The organism is Streptomyces sp. JLSY215 (genome assembly GCF_059682825.1).
On the sequence record NZ_CM185022.1, the window covers coordinates 4,309,605 to 4,330,495 of the forward strand.

Here is a 20,891-nt window from a genome sequence, read left to right on the forward strand (position 1 = left end):
CCACGTCGACCGGGGCATGACGGGCAGTTGGTGGGCGAGCTTTGCCAGTAGCCCGAACCGCCAAGCTGCGTGGAGCACGGTGATCGGCGTGCTCGGTCTACTCGTCGCCATTGCGGCGTTCGTGCAGGACGCGGTCAAGGGCTAAGCGCGGCGATCAATCTTGTGTTCCATTCGGCAAAACGTTGACTCCAGCGTTTCAGTTGCCACTGCTCGCGGGTGCGTTCGGTCAGCACCTCCAGGGTCGTGCCGACCAGAATGATCAGGAACAGCACCCGCAGCGGCGTGATGAGCAGGATGTTCAGCAGCCGCGCGCTGTCCCCGTACGGGACGATGTCGCCGTAGCCGGTGGTCGAGAGCGTCACGGTCGCGTAGTAGACGCAGTCGAGGAAATCCACCGAGCCATTGGCGTTGTCGTGATACTCCGCCCGGTCGATCCACACGATGAAGACCGTCGCCATCAGCACCAGCAACGCCATCAGCAGACGGCGGGCGACCTGCCGCAGCGGCGCCTTGGGAGTGCGGCGCGGCAGTATCACGCGGTGCGAACGGTCCTCGGGAACGTCGCGCGCCGCGGCGTCGTAGGACGGGAGCTTCACTCCGCGCCTCCAGTGGGGGCCTGCCCGGCCACGGGCCGCGACCAGTCGGCCGGCCAGGGGAGTTCGAGGAGGTCGACCTCGGTGCCGCGGTCCCCGCCGCCGGGCGGGATGACGGCCAGCGCATCGGCGGCGGCGATCCCGCGCAGCATGGCGGGCCCGTGGAAGTGGAGTGGTTCCGCCATCAGCCCGTACCTCTCGTCCTCGCGATAGCCGACCGGTACGAGCCGGGTGTCGCGTGGATGCCCGTGGACCGACGACCACAGCGGCGTGCGGTACGCGGCCGGGGCACGCCGGGCGGACAGCGTCCGCAGCAGCGGCTCGGCGAGGGTGAGCAGTCCGGAGACGGCGGCGAGGGGATTGCCGGGGAGCCCGACGAGGTGGCGGTGCGGGGTGATCCGGGCGAGCAGCATGGGGTGTCCGGGGCGCACTTCGACGCCGTCCACCAGCACCTCGGAGCCCAGACGCCGCAGCGTGGGATGGACATGGTCGACCGGGCCCGCCGCCGTGCCGCCGGTGGTGATGACGACATCGGCCCGGGAGCCGGCGATCGCCGCGTACAGCGTGTCGGGATCATCGGCGAGATGGCGCGGCGCGGCCGCCTCGGCGCCCAGGGCGTGCAGCCAGGGGCCGAGCATCGGGCCGAGCGCATCGCGGATCCGTCCCTCGTGCGGCAGACCGTGGCGCAGCAGCTCATCGCCCAGGACGAACACATCGACCCGCGGGCGGGGGTGGGTGGTCAGCTCGTCGTAACCGGCCGCCGCGGCCAGGCCGAGCACCGCGGGGGTCACCACGGCGCCGGCCGCCAGCAGCTCGTCGCCGCGGCGGCACTCCTGGCCGCGCGGCCGGATGTCCTGGCCCGGCGACGCGGACCGCAGCGCATACAGCCGGGGCCGGCCGTCGCTGCGCTCCCGCACCTCGCCGTGCTCGCTGCGCAGCACGGCGGTGGCGCCGGCCGGGACCCGTGCCCCGGTGGCGATGGGGATCGCGTGGCCGTCGGGGAGCGGGGCGGCGGGGGCATGACCGGCAAGGATGCCGGCGGACGCGCCGGGAGCGTCGAGCTGCCAGGGGCCGGGGCCGGAGACCGCCCAGCCGTCCATGGCCGAGGTGTCGAAGGACGGCAGATCGGTGAGGGCCGCGAGCGGGCCGGCGAGGGTGCGGCCGAGCGTCTCGCCCAGAGGCGTCTTCTCGGGCGGCAGCGGCCGGGACACGGCGCGGCGGGCGCGGTCCCGGGCGGCCGGCCAGGGGCAGGCGGCGAGCGGGGTGGGGTCAGGGGGGGCGGCGGGAGGGTCGGCGGGTGCGGGACGGGCGGCGGCGGGTGCCTCGCCGGTACCGGATGCGCTGTCCGCAGAGGCGCGCCCGGCGCTCTCGTTGTCCGGGGCGGCCCGCCGTGCATCGTTTCGCCCGCTCGTGCCGTACGCACCGCCCCCGCCGTACGCCCGGTCCGCCCCGTACGGGTCGAACGGGCCGAACGGGCCGCTCACGGGATCGCGCCGGGCGCCCGCGGGCACGGCCTCGTTGGCCAGTGCGAGCGCGTCGTCCAGCGCGGCGTCGAACTCCCCCTCGGTCATTCCGCGGTCTTCGCTTCGCCGCCCGTGGCACCCGTGGCGCCGTCCGGCTGCGCGCCCTCGCCGCCTTCCGCGGCCCAGCGGTTGGCCAGCGCCGCCGCCCGGTGGGCCAGTTCCGTCACATCGAGGCCCTGCCGGCCGGCCGCGTACCCGATCAGGAAGGTCGTCAGCGGCGCGGCCGGACGGGCCACGCCGTGTGCCGCGTCCCGGGCGAGGTCGAGCAGGGTCGCGGTGTCGACATCGAGGTCGATGCCCAGTTCGGCCTTGACTGCGGTGATCCATTCATCCAACACGTTGCCATGCTCCCTGATACGCGCACGTGCGGCGCCGATGTCTTCCCAGGTGTCGCAGTCGAAGGACGCCGTGGAGGTGGCATCCGGGACCCGCGCCAGCGTCAGCTCGGACAGCAGGGCGCGCAGCGGCAGCCCGGTCAGGGAGCCGTGTTCGGCGTGCAGCAGGGCGAGTTCGCGGCGCAGTGGCTCGGCCCGGTAGGCAGCGACCAGCGGCTGGTCGCGCCCGTCGGCGTCGCGCAGCACGGCCCCGTCGAGAGGCGAGCCGCTCGCCGGCCCGGCGACGGCCGCAAGGAGGCTGCGCACGGTCGCGGCCGTCAGAAAGGGCAGATCGGCGGAGAGGACGAGGACCGTCGGGGCGGTGGTGTGCCGCAGTCCGGCCTCGAGTCCGGCGAGCGGGCCGCCGCCGGGCGGGTCCTCCAGGGCCCGGACGACGGGGCGGCCCGCCGGACGACGGGGGCCGACGACGACGGTGGTCGCCGCGTCGGCGCAAGCGGCGAGGACCCGGTCCAGCAGGGCGCGGCCGCCGACGGAGAGGGCGGGTTTGTCCACCCCGCCGAGCCGGCGGGCCGCGCCGCCGGCCAGCACGACGGCGTCGTAGTCGGTGTGGTCGCTCACTCCTTGAGTGTCGCTCACCCTTCGAGTGCCGCTCACTCCTTGGATGCCGCTCACCCCGCGAATGTCGCTCACCCCATGAGTATCGCCAGGGGCGCGCCGTTCACACAGGTGTCGCGGCCAGGGATGTGGCCCTGGCCGTCACGGGGCCGCGACCGCGCACAACGGGGCGCGGCGCCGGCTCACAGGGCGCGCAGCAGCAGCGCCGGTTGCTCCACACAGTCGGCGACGAACCGCAGGAAACCGCCGGCCGTGGCACCGTCGCACACCCGGTGATCGAAGGTGAACGACAGCTGGACGACCTGCCGGACGGCCAGTTCGCCCTCGTGCACCCAGGGCTTGGCGGCTATCCGGCCGACGCCGAGCATCGCGGCCTCGGGGTGGTTGAGGATCGGCGTGGAGCCGTCGACCCCGAAGACGCCGTAGTTGTTGAGGGTGAAGGTGCCGTGGGTCAGCTCGGCCGGGGACAGGCCACCGGACCGGGCGGTCGCGGTGAGCCGGGCCATCTCGGCGGACAGCTCCTCGACCGTACGGGTGTGGGCGTCGCGTACCACCGGGACGACCAGGCCGCGGTCGGTCTGCGCGGCGAAGCCCAGGTGGACGGCGGGCAGCCGGACGATCTCCCGGGTCGTGGTGTCGACGGTGGCGTTGAGCTCGGGGTAGCGCGCCAGTGCGGCCGTGCAGATCCGGGCCAGCAGCGCGAGCAGGGAGACCGCCGGGGCCCCGGGGACGTTCATCGCCTTTCGGGCGGCCAGAAGTTCGGTGGCGTCGGCGTCCACCCAGCAGGTGGCGTCCGGGATCTCGCGGCGGCTGCGGCTGAACTTCTCGGCGGCGGCGCCCCGCATCCCCTTCAGCGGGATGCGCTCGGCCTGCGGTACGGCCCCGGCGGCGGACGCGGCCCCCACCACGCCCGTCACGGAGGCCGCCGCCTGGGCCTGCTCCCGCTCCCGGATCGCCCGCTCAACGTCCGATCGCAGAATCAGCCCGTCCCGCCCGGACCCGCTCAATTCCCGCAGGTCCAGGCCGCTTTCCCGCGCTATCCGGCGCACCAGTGGCGAGATGACGGCCACCGTACGACTGTCGGGAGCCGCGGGGGCGACGGGCTCCGGCGCCGGCTCGGGCGGACCCGGTACGCCGTTGTCCGGGCGCGCACCCCCCGGCCGGATCCTCGGCCGCCGCGCCGCGGCCGCGCTCGTCCCGTAGCCGACCAGCACATTCCCCGAGCCGGCCGGCTCCTGCGGCACTGCGGCTCCGGTGCCGGGGGAAGCGGTCCCCTCGGCTTCACCCGCCGGGCCCTCGTTCGCCGGGCCCTCGCCCGCCAGGTCTTCCGGCAACGCGCCCACGGCCACCGTCACCAGCGGCGCTCCCACCGGGACCTCGACGCCCTCGTCACCGAAGCGGGCGGTGACCACGCCCCCGTACGGGCACGGCACCTCCACCATCGCCTTGGCGGTCTCCACCTCCACCACCGGCTGGTCGACCGCCACCACCTGGCCGACCTCGACCAGCCACTGCACGATCGTCGCCTCGGTGAGGCCTTCGCCCAGGTCGGGCAGGGTGAACTCGCGGACCACGGCCATCACTCACCACGTCCCTCGGTCCAGTCCGACTCCCATTGGAGACGGGCGACGGTGTCCAGGATCCGGTCCACGCCCGGCAGATGGTGCCGTTCCAGCATGGGCGGCGGATACGGGATGTCGAAGCCGGCCACCCGCAGCACCGGCGCCTCCAGGTGATGGAAGCAGCGCTCGGTGATCCGCGCGGCGATCTCGCCGCCGGGGCCGCCGAATCCGGTCGACTCATGGACGACCACCGCGCGCCCGGTACGCCGTACCGACGCACAGACCGCCTCGTCGTCGAAGGGCATCAGCGAGCGCAGATCGAGGACCTCCAGGTCCCAGCCCTCGGCACGGGCAGCCTCGGCGGCCTCCAGGCAGACCGGCAACGACGGACCGTAGGTGATCAGCGTGGCGCTCTCGCCGCGGCGCCGGATCTCGGCGCGGCCTATGGGGGCGACCTGGGTGGGGGCGTCGGGCGACCAGTCGTCCTTGGACCAGTACAGCCGCTTGGGCTCCATGAAGACGACCGGGTCGTCGGAGGCGATGGCGGCGCGCAGCAGCCCGTAGGCGTCCGCGACGGTCGCCGGAGTGACCACCTGGAGGCCGGGGGTGGCCATGTAGTACGCCTCGGAGGAGTCGCTGTGGTGCTCGACGCCGCCGATCCCGCCGCCGTAGGGGATCCGGATGGTCAGTGGCATCGGCAGCGCGCCCCGGGTGCGGTTGCGCATCCGGGCGACATGGCTGATGAGCTGCTCGAACGCCGGGTAGGCGAACGCGTCGAACTGCATCTCCACGACCGGCCGCAGCCCGTACATGGCCATGCCGACGGCCGTGCCGAGGATGCCGGCCTCGGCGAGCGGGGTGTCGCTGCAGCGGTCCTCGCCGAACTCCTTGGCCAGCCCGTCGGTGACCCGGAACACGCCGCCGAGGGCGCCGACGTCCTCGCCCATGAGATGGACCGTGGGGTCCTCGGCCATGGCGTCGTGCAGCGCGCGGGTCAGCGCCTGCGCCATGGTGGCGGGCTTGCGGGTGGCCGTCGGAGCGGTGGTCGTCATGGCCTGGCCTCCTGGGCGGGGGTCTCCTCGGCGTCCAGCTCGGCGCGCAACTGGGCCGCCTGTTCGCGCAGTTGGCTGGTCTGCTCGGCGTGGACGTGGGTGAACAGGTCCATCGGGTCGAGCACCGGGTCCGCGTTCATCCGCTCCCGCAGGTCGGCCGCCAGCTGCTCGGCGCCCTCCCGGGTGGCGCCGACGAAGGCGTCGGTCAGCAGATCGCGGGTGGTCAGTTCGTGCTCCAGAAGGGCTATCGGGTCATGCGCCCGCCAGGTCTCGACCTCGGTGTCGGTGCGGTAGCGGGTGGCGTCGTCGGCGTTGGTGTGCGCCTCGATGCGGTACGTGACGGCCTCGATCAGGGTGGGGCCGCCGCCTCTGCGGGCGCGCCGTACGGCGTCGCTGAGGACCTCGTGCAGGGCGGGAGCGTCATTGCCGTCCACCAGGCGGCCCGGCATTCCGTAACCGACGGCCTTGTGGGCCAGCGAGGGAGCGGCGGACTGCTTGGCGAGCGGCACGGAGATCGCGAAGCCGTTGTTCTGGACGAGGAAGACGACCGGCGCCTGCCAGACCGCCGCGAAATTCAGTGCCTCGTGGAAGTCGCCCTCGCTGGTGCCGCCGTCGCCCACCATGGCCAGCGCCACCACGTCGTCGCCCTTGAGGCGCGCTGCGTGCGCCAGGCCCACGGCATGCGGGAGCTGAGTGGCCAGCGGGGTGCACAGCGGGGCGATGCGGTGCTCGCGCGGGTCGTACCCCGTGTGCCAGTCGCCGCGCAGCAGGGTCAGCGCCTGTACGGGGTCGAGGCCGCGGGCCACGGCGGCGAGGGTGTCGCGGTAGCTGGGGAAGAGCCAGTCGCGCTCCTCCAGGGCCAGCGCGGCGGCGACCTGGCAGGCCTCCTGGCCGGTGGAGGACGGATAGACCGCCAGCCGCCCCTGGCGCGTCAGGGCCGTGGCCTGGGCGTTGTAGCGGCGGCCGCGCACCAGCTGGACGTAGAGCCGCTTGAGCAGGCCGGCATCGAGGCCGTGGGCGGCGTCCGTCCCCAGGAGGCGGTACGGCTCGGAGTCGGGCAGGAGGGGCCCGGGGTCGACACGCGGCCGCCAGTCGGGCGGCGGGCCGGGCAGAGCGCTCTTGTTCCTGCTGCTGCCGGGCTGCTCAAGGACCGTCATGACGAGCACCTCCTCGGATCGAAGGGCGGCGCGAGGCGCCTGATGGGGTGGTGGCGGGCGACTCAGGGGCAGGATGCATCCGGTCGGGGCGGGTGAGCCCTTCCCTACCGATTGTTCGGTCGCCGATGCATTTTGGCTACAGCCGGACTCAGCCTGTGGACAAACGGTTCTCCACAGCTTGAGATGAATGCAGGACGTCCACAACGGGGAGGCGGGACCATATGCGGGACGAACAGATGGCCAATCCTGGCGGCCGGCCGTCGGCGGAGTCCGCCCCACCGGTCCCGCCCGCGCGCCCGCTGGACACCGTCGACCGCGCGATCCTGCGGATGCTGCAGACCGACGGCCGCGCCTCGATACGCTCCGTCGCCGAACAGGTCCATGTCTCGCGGGCCAACGCCTACGCCCGCATCAACCGGCTGATCGACGACGGCGTCATACGCGGCTTCAGCGCCCTCGTGGACCAGGAACGCGCAGGTCAGGGCGCCTCCGCATACATCACGCTGAAGATCGTGCAGAACTCCTGGCGGACCGTGCGCAAACAGCTCACGGCGCTTCCCGGGGCGTCTCACATCGCGCTGGTCAGCGGCGATTTCGACGTACTGCTGCTGGTCCACACCAAGGACAACCGGGAGCTGCGGGAGCTGGTCCTCACCCGTATCCAGTCGATCCCGGAGGTGCTCAGCACCCGCACCCTGCTGGTCTTCGAGGAGACCGAACTGGGGCCGGAGGAGGAGTAGCGCGCGGGCCGTCCCACGGCACCCGAGCCCCCGTGCGCCCCGGCCGCCCCTCAGCTCTTGCGCAGCCCCGCGAACGCCGTCCGCACCACGCCCTCGGCCACCTCGTCCCGGCTCGCCGCGCCGCCGCGTCCCGGCCGGTACCACTCCACAATCGAGTTGATCATGCCGAAGAGCAGCCGGGTGGCCAGCCGGATGTCGACGTCGTCCCGCAGATCACCGTCGGCGGCCGCCTGCTTGAGCAGGTCGGCGACCTCATGGTCGAACTCGCGGCGGCGCTCCATGGCCCACCGCTCCGTGTCGGTGTTCCCGCGCACGCGCAACAGCAGCGTCACATAGGGGAGTTCGTCCATCAGCACCTCGGCCTCGCGCCGGGTGACGTACTCCAGCCGCTCGATCGCCCGTCCCTCGACGGCGCCCGGCTCCGCCAGGACGCCGAACAGCCCGTCCAGGGCGCGGCTTATCGCCCGGCGGAGCAGCTCTTCCTTGCTGCGCACATGGTGGTAGATCGAGGACTTCGAGATCCCGGCCGCCTTGGAGAGGTGCTCCATGGAGGTGCCGTCGTATCCGCGCTCGTTGAACACCCCGACGGCGACCGCGAGCAGCGAATCGGGCGTGTACGTGTCGCGCTTGGCCATGGTCATGATTAGAGCACCTGTCCCTCCAGGTCCGCACGGCGCCTGAGGGCCCACGACGGTGCGTAGCGGCCACCGGCATTGTGGTGGTACATCGAATCCAGCAGGTCCCACACCCATCCGGCGCCGAGTCGCCCGGCCCACTCCATGGGGCCACCGGGGTAATTCACGCCCAGTCGCATCGCGGTGTCGATGTCGTCCGGCGTCGCCACCTCGCGGGCCGCCGCATCCACGGCGAAGTCCACGATCATCGCGATCGTACGAGCGACGATCATGCCCGGCACGTCCTGGATGACGCTCACCTCTTTGCCGAGCGCCTGGAAGAGCCCCACCGCCTCCGCGAGGTCCGCCTCCGAGGCGCCCTGCGCAGCGGCCAGCGCGATTCGCGTCGCGGCCCGGTAGTCCATCGAGAGATCGAACCGGATGCAGCGGCCGTGCGCCGCGCTCATCGCCGGACGGCCGTCCGTCAGCGCCAGGCGGGCCCCGCCGGGCAGCCGGAGGAAGCCCCCGGACTCCCCCGCCGTCCGGTCCTGAGTGATCTTGATGCCGGCCTCTTCGATCAGCTCGCGCAGCACGGCGGCGGGGCCGGGCAGCTGCGCGTGCAGGCCGACGGCCTCCGGAGCGGGACACGGCGCGGCGGTCTGCGGGGCGGGGCGCCGCGCCCCCTCGGCGTAGTCGAACCAGCCGCGCCCGGACTTCCGGCCGTGCAGCCCGGCCTCCACCAGGCGCCGCTGCGCCAGCGAGGGCGCGAACTTCGGATCCTGGAAGAACGACGTCCACACCGAGTGGGTGACCGCCTCGTTCACGTCCTGCCCGATGAGGTCGGTCAGCTCGAACGGGCCCATCTTGAAGCCCGTGCCGTCGCGCAGTACGGCGTCGATGGTGGCGGGGTCGGCTACCCGCTCCTCATAGGCGCGCAAGGCCTCGGCGTAGAAGGGCCGAGCGATGCGGTTGACGATGAACCCGGGGGTGTCCGCGCAGCGCACCGGGGTCTTGCCCCAGGCGGCGGCGGTGTCGAACGCGGTGGTGACGGCTCGCTCGTCGGTGGCGAAGCCGCTGATGACCTCGACCAGGGGGAGCAGCGGCGCGGGGTTGAAGAAGTGCAGGCCCACGACGCGGCCGGGGTGGCGCAGCGCGCCCGCGACGGCGGTGACGGACAGGGACGAGGTGTTCGTGGCCAGCAGGCAGTCGGCCGCCACGACGTCCTCCAGGGCGGTGAACAGCTCCTGTTTGGCGGGGAGTTGTTCCAGGATCGCCTCGACGACCAGCGCGGCGTCGGCCAGCTCGGCGAGGGAGGCCGCGGGGGAGAGGCGGTCGCGGGCGGCGTCCCGTTCCTGCGGTGTGATCCGGCCTTTTTCGGCGAGCCGGTCCAGCCGCCGGCCGATGGCCGCGGCGGCCTGTGGGGCGCGCTCCGGGGCCGCGTCGTAGAGCCGTACGCGGTGCCCGGCGACCAGCGCCACCTGCGCGATTCCCTGCCCCATGGTGCCCGTGCCCACCACTGCCACCGTGCTGCCGGTCCCGATTGCCGTCATGGCGATTGATCCTCCCCGACCCGAGTTGCCCACAGGCATGCGGGACCCTCTTGCCCCGACCGATCGTTCGGTTACTCTAACTCCGTTGGGACATCCGCTCCCAGTCCTTGGCTCCGGTCTCCGGCCTCGGCTCCGGTTTCCGGCCCTGGTTCCGATCTTTGTCTCTGGTTCCGATCTCACCGCCTCATCCGCTTTCCGCCCGGCTCGACGAGGAGTTGGTCATCGATGGCCACCGAAGTGACCGCAGCGCAACCGGCCCCGGCGCAACTGACCGCAGAGCAGTTGCTCGACAGGCACCGCCCCACCCTCGACCAGGCGCTCGAGGCGATCCGTACCCGCGCGTACTGGTCCCCGCACCCCGAGCACCCCAAGGCGTACGGCGAGAGCGGCGCCCAGGACGGCCTGGCCGCATTCGAGGCGCTGCGCGGCAAGCGCTTCGCGCTGGACCAGCCCGGCACGGACGACTGGACGGGCGAGGAGGTCTCCCCGTACGGCCCGGAGCTGGGCATCAGCTATCCGCACCCGGACGCGGATGTCCTGCTGCCCGCCATGCGCGCCGCGATCCCCGCCTGGCGGGACGCCGGTCCCGAGGCGCGGGCGGCGGTGTGCCTGGAGATCCTCGCGCGGATCAGCGCGCGCACCCATGAGTTCGCGCAGGCCGTGATGCACACCAGCGGACAGGCCTTCATGATGGCGTTCCAGGCGGGCGGGCCCCATGCCCAGGACCGCGGCTTGGAGGCGGTGGCGTACGCATACGCCGAGCAGGTCCGCACCCCGGGGCAGGCCCCCTGGTCCAAGCCGCAGGGCAAGCGCGAGCCGCTGGAGCTGACCAAGTCCTTCACCGCCGTGCCGCGTGGCGTCGCCCTGGTGATCGGCTGCAACACCTTCCCCACCTGGAACGGCTATCCGGGCCTGTTCGCCTCGCTAGCCACCGGCAACCCGGTGCTGGTCAAGCCGCATCCGCGGGCCGTACTGCCGCTGGCGCTCACCGTCCGGGTGGCGCGCGAGGTGCTCACCGAGGCCGGGTTCCCCGCCGACCTGGTGTGCCTGGCCGTCGACAAGCCGGGCGAGGGCCTGGCCAAGACGCTGGCCGTGCGCCCCGAGATCCGCATCATCGACTACACCGGCTCGACCGCCTTCGGCGACTGGCTGGAGACGCACGCCCGCCAGGCGCAGGTCTTCACGGAGAAGGCCGGCGTCAACACCGTCGTCATCGACTCCACCGACGACTACAAGGGCATGCTCGCCAACCTGGCGTTCTCCCTGTCGCTCTACAGCGGCCAGATGTGCACCACCCCGCAGAATCTGCTGATCCCGCGCGAGGGCATCACCACGGACGCCGGGCCGAAGTCGTACGACGAGGTGGTCAGCGATCTCTCGGGCGCGGTGAGCGGGCTGCTGGGGGATGACGCGCGGGCCAACGCCCTGCTGGGCGCGATCGTCAATCCGCAGGTCAAGGAGCGGATCGACGCCGCGTCCGGGCTGGGCGAGGTGGCGCTGGCCTCCCGCGAGGTGGCCCATCCCGACTTCCCGGAGGCCACGGTCCGTACACCGGTGATCGTCAAGCTGGACGGCGCCAAACCGGACGCCGAGGCGGCCTATCTGTCGGAGTGCTTCGGCCCCGTGTCCTTCGCGGTCGCCGTGGACTCGGCGGCCGGTGCGGTGGAGCTGCTGCGGCGCACCGTACGGGACAAGGGCGCCATGACGGTCGGCGCGTACACCACCGACCCCGAGGTGGAGCGTCTGGTCCAGGACGCCTGCCTGGAGGAGTGCGCCCAGCTGTCGCTCAACCTCACCGGTGGCGTGTACGTGAACCAGACGGCGGCGTTCTCCGACTTCCACGGCTCCGGCGGCAACCCGGCGGCCAACGCGGCGTTGTGCGACGGCGCGTTCGTGGCGAACCGCTTCCGTACGGTGGAGGTGCGCCGGCCCGCGTGAGGCCGCAGGGCCGTCAGGGGGTCGTGAGACCCGTCAGGGGGCCTCGATGCGGGCGTGGCGGCCGATCCAGGAGTGCATCGCGATGGCGGCCGCGGCGCCCGCGTTGATCGACCGGGTCGAGCCGAACTGCGCGATGGAGCAGACCAGGGAGGCGTGCCGGCGCGCCTCTTCGGTCAGCCCCGGCCCTTCCTGACCGAAGAGCAGCACGCAGCGGCGCGGCAGCTCGGTCGTCTCCAGCGGGACGGCGCCGGGGAGGTTGTCGATCCCGATGATCGGCAGCTCCTCGGCGGCCGCCCAGGCGGTGAGGTCGGCGGTGTCCGGGTGATGGCGGACGTGCTGGTAGCGGTCGGTGACCATGGCGCCGCGGCGGTTCCAGCGGCGCTGCCCGACGATGTGAATCTCCTTGGCCAGGAAGGCATTCGCGGTCCGCACGACCGAGCCGATGTTGAAGTCGTGGCCCCAGTTCTCGACGGCCACATGGAAGTCGTGGCGGCGGGTGTCGAGGTCGGCGACGATCGCCTCACGCGTCCAGTAGCGGTACTGGTCGACGACGTTGCGGCGGTCGCCGTGCGCGAGCAGCTCGGGGTCGTAGCGGGTGTCCTGTGGCCAGGGCTCCGGGTGCGGGCCGACGCCGATCTTGGGCTCGAAGCCCTCGTCGTACTGGAGGGGCTCCGTGCCCGGGGCGGTGATCTCGCCGTCCAGGGCGGTTTTCTCGCTGCTCACCCCACGAGGGTATGGCCATCGTCGTCGCGGTCGGTACGGGCCTCCGGCTCGCCGCCATCGGGCCGGGGCGCGCGGTCGCGGCCGAACAGACGCTTGCGCAGGTCCGAGATCCGGGCGGAGAGCCAGGTCAGGAAGTTCGTCGGCAGGAAGACCGCATCCGCCGCGATCATCGCGAGGGAGAAGAACGGCAGCCCGAGCAGGGCCGCGATGGACAGGTGCTCGCAGATCATCGCGACCAGCAGCACGTTCTTCAGGCGGCGGTTGAAGAGGGTGAAGGGGAAGGCCACCTGGACGATGACCGTGCCGTAGGTGAGCAGCATGACCATCAGGCCGTTGCTGCCGAGCGCCTGGGACAGATCCGGCCAGGGGGAGAAGTAGTCCAGGTGCATCGGGTAGAAGACCGCGGTGCCGTCCTGCCAGCGCGAACCCTGGATTTTGTACCAGCCCGCGGTGGCGTAGATCAGGCACACCTCGACCATGATCACCAGCAGCGCGCCGTTGTGCGCGAGCTTGGCGAGGATGTCCAGGACGATGCGCGGCTCGCCCGGGGCGTAGCGGCGCACCGCCCACCACAGACCGTGTACCGCCCACAGGCCCCACAGCGCCAGGCTCCAGCCGATGTGTGGGAAGGGGCCGTTGCCGAACCAGGTGAGGCCGTACTTTCCGAGCAGCTGGGCCACGGCCAGGGCGAGGCCGAGGACGGTCCACAGGAGGATGCCGGGCAGGTCGCGGGCGGGTGCCTCCGGCGCCGTCGCCGTGGCCCGCTCGGCGCGGCGCGCATCCAGGGACCACACCTGGCCGCACCGGGTGAGCACGAGATACATCGACATCAGGTGGATGACGTTGTCGCCGCCGTCCCCCAGGAAGATGCTGCGGTTCTGCAGCGAGAGCACGCCGATCATGAAGAGCACCGACATGGTGCGGGTGCGCCAGCCCAGCATCAGCAGGGCGCTGGCCACGATGGCCAGCAGGTAGACGCACTCGAACCAGCCGCTGCTGCCCGACCACGGCAGCACGGAGAAGGCGTGGTTGCCGTTGAGCAGCCGGCGGGCCATGTCGAGGCTGAAGGGGCTGTCGGGGCCGTAGAGGGCGTGGCGGTTGGGCCACTCCCGCAGCAGGAAGAGCAGCCAGGTCGCGGAGAACCCGATGCGGATGACAGCGGTCTGGTACGGGGCCATCGCCCGGCTGGTGACCTGCGCGAACCCGCGGCCGATGGCGCGCTCGATGCGGGTCTCCTCCAGGGGCGGCTCGGGGATGCGGGACTGCTGGGGCGCGGGAGGCGCCTGGGGCTCGGTGGCCGGTGACTGCGGCGTCGGTGACGTCACTTGTTCGTCGCCCCCTTGGGCAGGTCGGCTGTGGTGACCTGCCACCAGGGCAGCACGCGGTACATGGGCTTGGCGCCGACCTTCTCCGTGCTCCACGGCGGCGGGCTGACGGCCGTGGTCATCGAGCGCACCTGCATCCGTTCGACGCGGCCGTCCGCCTTCCATTCGGCACCCATGCGGTACATCACGATGCGCCGGACGTAGCGCTCGGACAGCTCGCCGCGCATGCCGACGGGGTTGTTCTGCGCGGTGTGCGTGTTGAGGAAGAAGTCCCAGCCGCGGCGCAGCATGTTCTGCTGGGTGTGGCTGGGGACCGGGTTGTGGAGGATGTCGGCCCCGTCGCGGGCGGTCAGGTCGGTCCAGCCGGTGGTCCGCGGCGTGCCGTCCGCGCCGCGCAGCTGGGCGCGGACCTGGACGTCGATGTTCTGCTGGAGCGGGTTGGGCGCGAACAGCTTCCAGTTCTGTTCGTACTCGGGATAGACGTAGTCGCCGATCAGGCTGCCCTGCTGCTTGCTGAGCGTGTTCTGAGGCGCAACATGCAGGAACATCATGGCCAGATGGACCGCGACGATCACCGCGCCCGCGCTGGCCGCCACGCCCACGATGATCCGCGAGGGCAGCGAGAGCGCGGCGGGCGGCCGCGCTTCGTCCCCATATGACTGCATTCCAGCCCCGTTCCCAGAATCCACTCGGCTGACACTCGGCCGACTCCGCCACGGAACGGTACCTACGCGGCAGCACCCGGCACACCCTCCCCTGAGTTTTCTCAGGGTTGACACCCGCGGCCCACCCACTCACCATTGAACCGAACGATCGGTCGGTCGGGAGCGAGGGGGCACCACATGACGACGATCGCGCCGGAAGAATCGGCACTCGAAGCCGTCTTCGACGCCACCGTGGCCGCGGACGAACGCATCGAACCGCGTGACTGGATGCCGGACGCCTACCGCTCGTCCCTGGTACGCCAAATAGCGCAGCACGCTCACTCCGAGATCATCGGCATGCAGCCGGAGGCCAACTGGATCACTCGTGCGCCGTCCCTGCGCCGCAAGGCGATCCTCATGGCCAAGGTCCAGGACGAAGCCGGCCACGGCCTCTACCTCTACAGCGCCGCCGAAACCCTCGGCACCGGCCGCGACGAGCTCCTCGACAAGCTGCACACCGGCCGCCAGAAGTACTCCTCGATCTTCAACTACCCGACCCTGACCTGGGCCGACGTCGGCGCCATCGGCTGGCTGGTGGACGGCGCGGCGATCACGAACCAGGTTCCGCTGTGCCGCTGCTCCTACGGCCCCTACGCCCGCGCCATGGTCCGCATCTGCAAGGAGGAGTCCTTCCACCAGCGCCAGGGCTATGAACTCCTCCTCACCCTCAGCCGCGGCACCGAAGCCCAGCACGCCATGGCACAGGACGCGGTGAACCGCTGGTGGTGGCCCTCCCTGATGATGTTCGGCCCGCCGGACGACGAATCGGCACACTCCGCACAGTCCATGGCCTGGAAGATCAAACGGCACTCCAACGACGAGCTGCGCCAGCGCTTCGTCGACATCTGCGTCCCACAGGCCGAGGTCCTCGGGCTCACGCTCCCCGACCCGGACCTGACGTGGAACGACGAGCGCGGCCACTGGGACTTCGGCCCCATCGACTGGGCCGAGTTCCGGGAAGTCCTCAAAGGCAACGGCCCCTGCAACGAAGACCGGATCAGCCGCAGACGACAGGCCCACGAGGACGGCGCCTGGGTACGCGAGGCGGCCGCCGCACACGCGGCCAAGCACGGGAAGGCCGACCGATGACGACACCACGCCCCGCCGCCGACACCCCCGCAGCCGACGCGGCAGGCAGCGCCCGGTCCACCGAATGGCCCCTGTGGGAGGTCTTCGTACGCAGCCGTCGCGGCCTCTCCCACACCCACGCCGGCAGCCTGCACGCCCCGGACGCCGCCATGGCACTGCGCAACGCCCGCGATCTCTACACCCGCCGCTCGGAGGGCGTCTCCATCTGGGTGGTGCCCTCCGCCCAGGTCACCGCCTCCTCACCGGACGAGAAGGACGCCTTCTTCGAACCGGCCGGCGACAAGCCCTACCGCCACCCGACCTTCTACGAGATCCCGGACGGGGTGCATCACCTTTGACGAACCTCACCCTCACCCCGGCCCTGGCCCTGGCCCTCGGGGACGACGCCCTGATCCTCTCCCACCGTCTGGGCGAGTGGGCCGGCAACGCCCCCGTCCTGGAAGAAGAGGTCGCACTGGCCAACATCGCCCTGGACCTGCTCGGCCAGGCCCGCATCCTGCTCTCCCTGGCCGGCGACGAGGACGAACTGGCCTATCTCCGCGAGGAACGGCAGTTCCGCAACCTCCAGCTCGTCGAACAGCCCAACGGCGACTTCGCCCACACCATCGCCCGCCAGCTGTACTTCTCCACCTACCAGCAGCTGCTGTTCGACCACCTCGCCGCGGGCGGCAGCGAGCTGGCGCCACTGGCCGCGAAGGCCGTCAAAGAAGTCGCCTACCACCGCGACCACGCCGAACAGTGGACCCTGCGACTGGGCGACGGCACCGACGAGAGCCACGCCCGGATGCAGCGCGGCCTGGACGCCCTGTGGCGCTTCACCGGCGAGCTCTTCGCACCGGTCGAAGGACTGGACGCGCCCTGGCCCGCACTGCACGACACATGGACCACCCGCATCACCACACTCCTGGGACGCGCCACACTCACCGTCCCGCAGGGCCCGCAGCGCGGCGCCTGGACCGCCGGCGCGGGCCGCCAGGGCCTGCACACCGAACCGTTCGGGCGGATGCTCGCCGAGATGCAGCATCTGCACCGCAGCCACCCGGGAGCGACATGGTGACCACCACCGCCCTCACCGCCCTCGAAGAGAAGCTGCTGGCACTGGCCGGATCCGTTCCCGACCCCGAGCTGCCGGTGCTCACGCTCGCCGAGCTCGGCGTGCTGCGCGGCGTACGCCTGACGGCCCCGGACCACGCCGAGGTACAGCTCACGCCCACCTACACCGGCTGCCCCGCCATCGAGGCGATGTCCGCCGACATAGAGCGGGTGCTGCAGGAGAACGGCATCCCCGAGGTCGAGGTCCGTACGGTCCTGGCCCCGCCCTGGACCACGGACGCCATCACCGCCGAGGGCCGCCGCAAGCTCGCCGCATTCGGCATCGCCCCACCACGCCCCACCGGACCGGCAAACGGCCCCGTCACCGTCGACCTGACGATCCGCTGCCCGCACTGCGGCTCCACCGACACCACCCTGCTCAGCCGCTTCTCCTCCACGGCATGCAAGGCACTGCGCCGCTGCGAGACCTGCCGCGAACCCTTCGACCACTTCAAGGAGTTGTGATGTTCCACCCGCTCCAGGTCCGGGAGATCCAGCGGCTCACGGACGACGCGGTGGCCGTCACGTTCACGGTCCCGCCCGAACTGCGCGAGACCTTCCGGCACACCCCCGGCCAGCACATCGCGCTCCGCAGATCCGTCGACGGCCAGGAGATCCGCCGCACCTACTCCATCTGCGCTCCGGCCACCGAAGAGCCCGTACTGCGCGTGGGCATCCGCCTCGTCGAGGACGGCGCCTTCTCCACCTACGCCCTCAAGGAACTCACAGCCGGCGACACCGTGGAGGTCATGGCCCCGGCCGGCCGGTTCACCCTCGCACCCCGCCCCGGCCACTTCGTCGGCATCGTCGGCGGCAGCGGCATCACCCCCGTGCTCTCCATCGTCTCCACCCTGCTCGCCCGGCAGCCCGACGCCCGCTTCTGCCTGATCCGCAGCGACCGCACGGCAGCCTCGACGATGTTTCTGGAAGAGGTGGCCGACCTCAAGGACCGCTATCCGGAGCGCTTCCAGCTGATCCAGACCCTCTCCCGCGAGGAACAGCAGGCGGGTCTGCCCTCCGGACGCCTGGACGAACAACGGCTGCGTGAGCTGCTGCCCACACTGCTGACCCTCGACTCGGTCGACGGCTGGTTCCTCTGCGGCCCCTACGGCCTGGTCCAGGCCTCCGAACGGGCACTGCGCGCGCTCAAGGTCCCCCGCGCGCGCATCCACGAAGAGATCTTCCACGTCGAGACCGGCACCACGCCCGCCGCCCCGGCCCCCGCCGCCTCCGCCCCCGCACACAGCACGGTGACCGCCACCCTCGACGGACGCTCCGGCAGCTGGTCCGTGCAGCAGGGTGAATCGCTGCTGGAGGCGGTGCTGCGCAATCGCGCGGACGCGCCGTACGCATGCAAGGGCGGGGTGTGCGGCACCTGCCGGGCGTATCTGGTGTCCGGCGAGATACGCATGGACCGCAATTTCGCGCTGGAGGCGGAAGAAGTGGACGCCGGATACGTGCTGGCCTGCCAGTCACACCCGGTCACGGAAAAGGTCGAGCTGGACTTCGACCGCTGACACCGGCCGCCACGCCCGGCAGAGGACATTTCCCGCCCCGCCATTCCCAATTCCTGCAACCTGTTCTACCTTGACGCTCCGTCAGGTCAATGCGCCGCGCGGGAGGACAGACCAGTGGACTTCACCTTCACCGAGGAGCAGCAAGCCGCCCTCGAAGCGGCCCGAGCCGTCTTCTCCGGGGTCGCCCCCGACAGCGTGCCCAGCCCGGCGCTCACCCCCGGAGCCGTCGCCGACGACTTCGACCGCGCCCTGTGGCACAAGCTCGCCGACGCCGATCTGCTGAGCCTGCTGATCGGCCCCGAACACGGCGGCGCGGGCCTCGACCCGATCGCCCTCTGCCTCGTCCTGCGTGAAGCGGCCAAGGTGCTGGCACGCGTACCGCTACTGGAATCCACCGCCGCCGCGTACACACTCCAGACCTACGCCGCCGACGATCTCCGCGCCGAGGTGCTGCCGGGCATCGCCACGGGCGACCTCGTCGTCACGGTGGCCGCCGGCGGCAGCACCGGACACGACCCCGCCGAACTCGCCGTGACCGCCCGCCAGGACGGCACCGACTGGATACTCGACGGCATCCAGACCGCCGTCCCCTGGGCCCAGACCGCCGACCGGATCCTGCTCCCCGCTCACACCCGCGACGGCCACGCCGTCCTCGCCCTCGTCCCCCGTACCCACCCGGGCCTCGCTCTTGAGGACCAGTTCTCCACCAGCGGCGAACGCCACGCCGAGATCCGACTGGATTCCGTACGCCTCAGCACCCGGGAAACGATCACCGACCCCGCTGCCTGGGAGACACTGCGCCACGTCCTGACCACCGGCACCTGCGCGCTCGCCCTGGGCCTCGGCGAACGAGTCCTCGCCATGACGAGCGACTACACGAGCAAACGCGAACAGTTCGGCCATCCCGTGGCCACCTTCCAGGCCGTCGCCGTCCAGGCCGCCGACCGCTTCATCGACCTGCGGGCCATGGAAGCCACCCTCTGGCAGGCCGCGTGGCGCATCACCACCGGCGCGGCCGGCGCGCTACCGCCCGCGGGCGATGTCGCGGTCGCCAAGATCTGGGCCGCCGACGGCGTACGACGCGTCGTCCAGACCGCCCAGCACCTGCACGGTGGCTTCGGCGCCGACACCGACTACCCACTCCACCGCTACCACGCCTGGGCCAAACAGCTCGAACTCTCCCTGGGCCCGGCCGCCGCCCACGAGGAGACGCTCGGCGACCTTCTGGCCGCGCATCCGCTGAGCTGAGGGGGGAAGCGGCCCGCAAAGCCGATCGCGAGCGCCGTGGATCTCCAGGAGAGGGGAGCGCGAGGCGAGCGGGCCACCAAAGACCAGCTCAGACGGGGTCTGCCGACGGGACTACGCAGCCGGAACCTGCTCGGCCGGGCCGCCGGCCGAGCACCTCAGACAACCGTGCCGGTGCCGCCCTTGCCGTCGGACACGGGACGTCCGGTGGCCTCCCAGGCCTGCATGCCGCCCTCAACGTTCACCGCGTCGATGCCCTGCTGGATCAGATACTGCGCCACCTGGGCCGAACGCCCGCCGACCCGGCACAGGACATACACCTTGCCGCCCTCGGGCGCCGCCTCGGTCAACTCACCGTAACGGGCGACGAATTCGCTCATCGGGATGTGCAGAGCGCCCTGGGCGTGCCCGGCCTCCCACTCGTCGTCCTCACGCACGTCCAGAAGGAAGTCCTCGGACGTGAGAGCGTCGACACCGACCGTGGGCACAGAACCAATATGCATGCCCTCGACGCTACCCGACCAGCTGCGCGAGATACGCCTCGCGTTCCGCGACATCGGCGAGCAGCTTCTCGGCGATCTCGTCCAGCAACGCGTCCGGATCCTGCGGCGCCATCTTGATCATCGCCCCGATCGCGCTCTCCTCGAGCTCCGCCGCGACAACGGCCAGCAGCTCCTTGCGCTGGGCCAGCCACTCCAGCCGCGCATAGAGCTCCTCGCTCTCGCTCAGCCGCTCCTCGGCCGGCGCGGGACCGGCCGCCCACTCCTGCGCCAGCTGCCGCAGCGCCGCCTCGTCGCCCCGTCCATACGCCGCATTGACCTGCGCAATGAACGCATCCCGCCGGGTCCGCTCCGCATCGTCGCGCGCCAGATCCGGGTGAGCCTTGCGCACCAGATCGCGGTAGACCTTGCGGGTCTCCTCGCTGGGCCGCACCTTCTGCGGCGGCTGCACCGGCTGCTCGGTGAGCATCGCCTGCGCCTCGGGGAACAACCCGTCCGATCCCATCCAGCCGTGGAACAACTCCTCCACATCGGGCATCGGCAACACGGAAGCCCGCGCCTCCTTGGCCTTACGGATGTCCTCGGGGTCACCCGTACGTGCCGCCACGGCCTCGGCGATCTGTGCGTCCAGCTCGTCCAGCCGCGCATACATGGGGCCGAGCCGCTGGTGATGCAGCCGGGAGAAGTTCTCCACCTCCACCCGGAACGTCTCCACCGCAATCTCGAACTCGATCAGCGCCTGCTCAGCCGCCAGCACGGCCTTGGCCAGGCGCCGGGTGCCCTCGTCCTGAGCCGCGTGATCACCCCGCTCACCGTCGTGGACGTCGGCCGCCTGCGGATCGGCCGGGGCCTCGGGCGCCCGCGGGACGGCCTCAGTGTCCGGTGCCTGCGGGCCGGCCGAGGCATCGGGTGCGCCCGACGCGCCGGGCTCGCCCGGTGCGTCCGATCGGTCCTGGCCGTCCTGCGCGTTCTCCGCGTGCGAGTTCGTCACTCGGTCAGCGTACGGCCCATGGGGAG

At 71.7% G+C, this 20,891-nt stretch carries 20 protein-coding genes and 1 pseudogene; 8 read left to right on the top strand and 13 right to left on the bottom strand.

All coding sequences use genetic code 11. The annotated features are described in order from the left end of the window. Positions 1–188: 188 nt before the first annotated feature. From AC5677_RS19230 to pdhA, 6 genes and pseudogenes are all read right to left on the bottom strand, one after another. Positions 189–596, bottom strand: a pseudogene (locus AC5677_RS19230) (potassium channel family protein); the annotation flags it as partial. After that, positions 593–2,164: a molybdopterin molybdotransferase MoeA gene (locus AC5677_RS19235; RefSeq protein ID WP_497196245.1), complete on the bottom strand. Its 1,572-nt coding sequence runs from the start codon at positions 2,162–2,164 to the stop codon at positions 593–595. The pseudogene AC5677_RS19230 and the gene AC5677_RS19235, both read right to left, overlap by 4 nt. Then, positions 2,161–3,069, bottom strand: a complete 909-nt coding sequence (locus AC5677_RS19240) for an NTP transferase domain-containing protein (protein ID WP_497196246.1) — start codon at positions 3,067–3,069, stop codon at positions 2,161–2,163. Before AC5677_RS19240 ends, AC5677_RS19235 begins: the two co-directional genes overlap by 4 nt. A gap of 179 nt (positions 3,070–3,248) precedes the next feature. Then, positions 3,249–4,646: a dihydrolipoamide acetyltransferase family protein gene (locus AC5677_RS19245; RefSeq protein WP_497196247.1), complete on the bottom strand. Its 1,398-nt coding sequence runs from the start codon at positions 4,644–4,646 to the stop codon at positions 3,249–3,251. After that, complete coding sequence (locus AC5677_RS19250) at positions 4,646–5,680, bottom strand: alpha-ketoacid dehydrogenase subunit beta (RefSeq protein ID WP_497196248.1); 1,035 nt, start codon at positions 5,678–5,680, stop codon at positions 4,646–4,648. Before AC5677_RS19250 ends, AC5677_RS19245 begins: the two co-directional genes overlap by 1 nt. After that, positions 5,677–6,837, bottom strand: a complete 1,161-nt coding sequence (pdhA, locus tag AC5677_RS19255; protein WP_497196249.1) for a pyruvate dehydrogenase (acetyl-transferring) E1 component subunit alpha — start codon at positions 6,835–6,837, stop codon at positions 5,677–5,679. Before pdhA ends, AC5677_RS19250 begins: the two co-directional genes overlap by 4 nt. 221 nt (positions 6,838–7,058) lie before the next feature. Here pdhA and AC5677_RS19260 point away from each other — a divergent pair, with 221 nt between their 5' ends. Then, a complete protein-coding gene (locus tag AC5677_RS19260) occupies positions 7,059–7,577 on the top strand; it encodes an Lrp/AsnC family transcriptional regulator (protein WP_497196250.1) in 519 nt (172 codons plus the stop codon). Positions 7,578–7,627: 50 nt separating this feature from the next. Here the strand turns inward: AC5677_RS19260 and AC5677_RS19265 are convergent, their stop codons facing one another. Beyond that, positions 7,628–8,218, bottom strand: a complete 591-nt coding sequence (locus AC5677_RS19265) for a TetR/AcrR family transcriptional regulator (protein WP_497196251.1) — start codon at positions 8,216–8,218, stop codon at positions 7,628–7,630. A 2-nt stretch (positions 8,219–8,220) separates the two neighbouring features. Continuing rightward, positions 8,221–9,741: a 3-hydroxyacyl-CoA dehydrogenase gene (locus AC5677_RS19270; protein ID WP_497196252.1), complete on the bottom strand. Its 1,521-nt coding sequence runs from the start codon at positions 9,739–9,741 to the stop codon at positions 8,221–8,223. A gap of 225 nt (positions 9,742–9,966) precedes the next feature. Here AC5677_RS19270 and paaN point away from each other — a divergent pair, with 225 nt between their 5' ends. Continuing rightward, complete coding sequence (gene paaN / locus AC5677_RS19275; protein ID WP_497196253.1) at positions 9,967–11,679, top strand: phenylacetic acid degradation protein PaaN; 1,713 nt, start codon at positions 9,967–9,969, stop codon at positions 11,677–11,679. A gap of 33 nt (positions 11,680–11,712) precedes the next feature. On the opposite strand, the gene AC5677_RS19280 is transcribed toward paaN, so the two are convergent. The 3 genes from AC5677_RS19280 to AC5677_RS19290 are packed head-to-tail and all read right to left on the bottom strand — an operon-like array spanning position 11,713 to position 14,392. After that, on the bottom strand, positions 11,713–12,381 hold the full coding sequence (locus AC5677_RS19280) for a TrmH family RNA methyltransferase (RefSeq protein ID WP_497196683.1): 669 nt from the start codon (positions 12,379–12,381) through the stop codon (positions 11,713–11,715). Positions 12,382–12,398: 17 nt separating this feature from the next. After that, complete coding sequence (locus AC5677_RS19285; protein ID WP_497196254.1) at positions 12,399–13,727, bottom strand: HTTM domain-containing protein; 1,329 nt, start codon at positions 13,725–13,727, stop codon at positions 12,399–12,401. Beyond that, positions 13,724–14,392, bottom strand: coding sequence for a DUF5819 family protein (locus AC5677_RS19290; RefSeq protein WP_497196255.1), 669 nt, complete (start codon positions 14,390–14,392; stop codon positions 13,724–13,726). Before AC5677_RS19290 ends, AC5677_RS19285 begins: the two co-directional genes overlap by 4 nt. Before the next feature lie 177 nt (positions 14,393–14,569). Between AC5677_RS19290 and paaA the strand changes: the two genes are divergently transcribed. From paaA to AC5677_RS19320, 6 genes are all read left to right on the top strand, one after another. After that, entirely contained in the window at positions 14,570–15,520 is a 951-nt protein-coding gene (gene paaA / locus AC5677_RS19295) for a 1,2-phenylacetyl-CoA epoxidase subunit PaaA (protein WP_497196256.1), read from the top strand. Continuing rightward, positions 15,517–15,858: a 1,2-phenylacetyl-CoA epoxidase subunit PaaB gene (gene paaB / locus AC5677_RS19300; protein WP_497196257.1), complete on the top strand. Its 342-nt coding sequence runs from the start codon at positions 15,517–15,519 to the stop codon at positions 15,856–15,858. Before paaA ends, paaB begins: the two co-directional genes overlap by 4 nt. Further along, entirely contained in the window at positions 15,855–16,577 is a 723-nt protein-coding gene (gene paaC / locus AC5677_RS19305; protein WP_497196258.1) for a 1,2-phenylacetyl-CoA epoxidase subunit PaaC, read from the top strand. The genes paaB and paaC overlap by 4 nt, the downstream gene beginning before the upstream one ends. Next, positions 16,571–17,077 (top strand): 1,2-phenylacetyl-CoA epoxidase subunit PaaD, encoded by a 507-nt coding sequence (paaD, locus tag AC5677_RS19310; RefSeq protein ID WP_497196259.1) that lies wholly within the window; start codon positions 16,571–16,573, stop codon positions 17,075–17,077. Before paaC ends, paaD begins: the two co-directional genes overlap by 7 nt. Further along, positions 17,077–18,129 carry a 1,2-phenylacetyl-CoA epoxidase subunit PaaE gene (paaE, locus tag AC5677_RS19315; protein WP_497196260.1) on the top strand — a complete coding sequence of 351 codons (1,053 nt, stop codon included), beginning with the start codon at positions 17,077–17,079 and terminating at the stop codon, positions 18,127–18,129. Before paaD ends, paaE begins: the two co-directional genes overlap by 1 nt. A gap of 114 nt (positions 18,130–18,243) precedes the next feature. Beyond that, complete coding sequence (locus AC5677_RS19320) at positions 18,244–19,377, top strand: acyl-CoA dehydrogenase family protein (RefSeq protein WP_497196261.1); 1,134 nt, start codon at positions 18,244–18,246, stop codon at positions 19,375–19,377. 155 nt (positions 19,378–19,532) lie between these two features. Here the strand turns inward: AC5677_RS19320 and AC5677_RS19325 are convergent, their stop codons facing one another. Together AC5677_RS19325 and AC5677_RS19330 are read right to left on the bottom strand one after the other, a co-directional pair. Next, positions 19,533–19,877: a rhodanese-like domain-containing protein gene (locus tag AC5677_RS19325; RefSeq protein WP_497196262.1), complete on the bottom strand. Its 345-nt coding sequence runs from the start codon at positions 19,875–19,877 to the stop codon at positions 19,533–19,535. A 10-nt stretch (positions 19,878–19,887) separates the two neighbouring features. Further along, a complete protein-coding gene (locus AC5677_RS19330) occupies positions 19,888–20,865 on the bottom strand; it encodes a J domain-containing protein (protein WP_497196263.1) in 978 nt (325 codons plus the stop codon). Positions 20,866–20,891 lie beyond the last annotated feature (26 nt).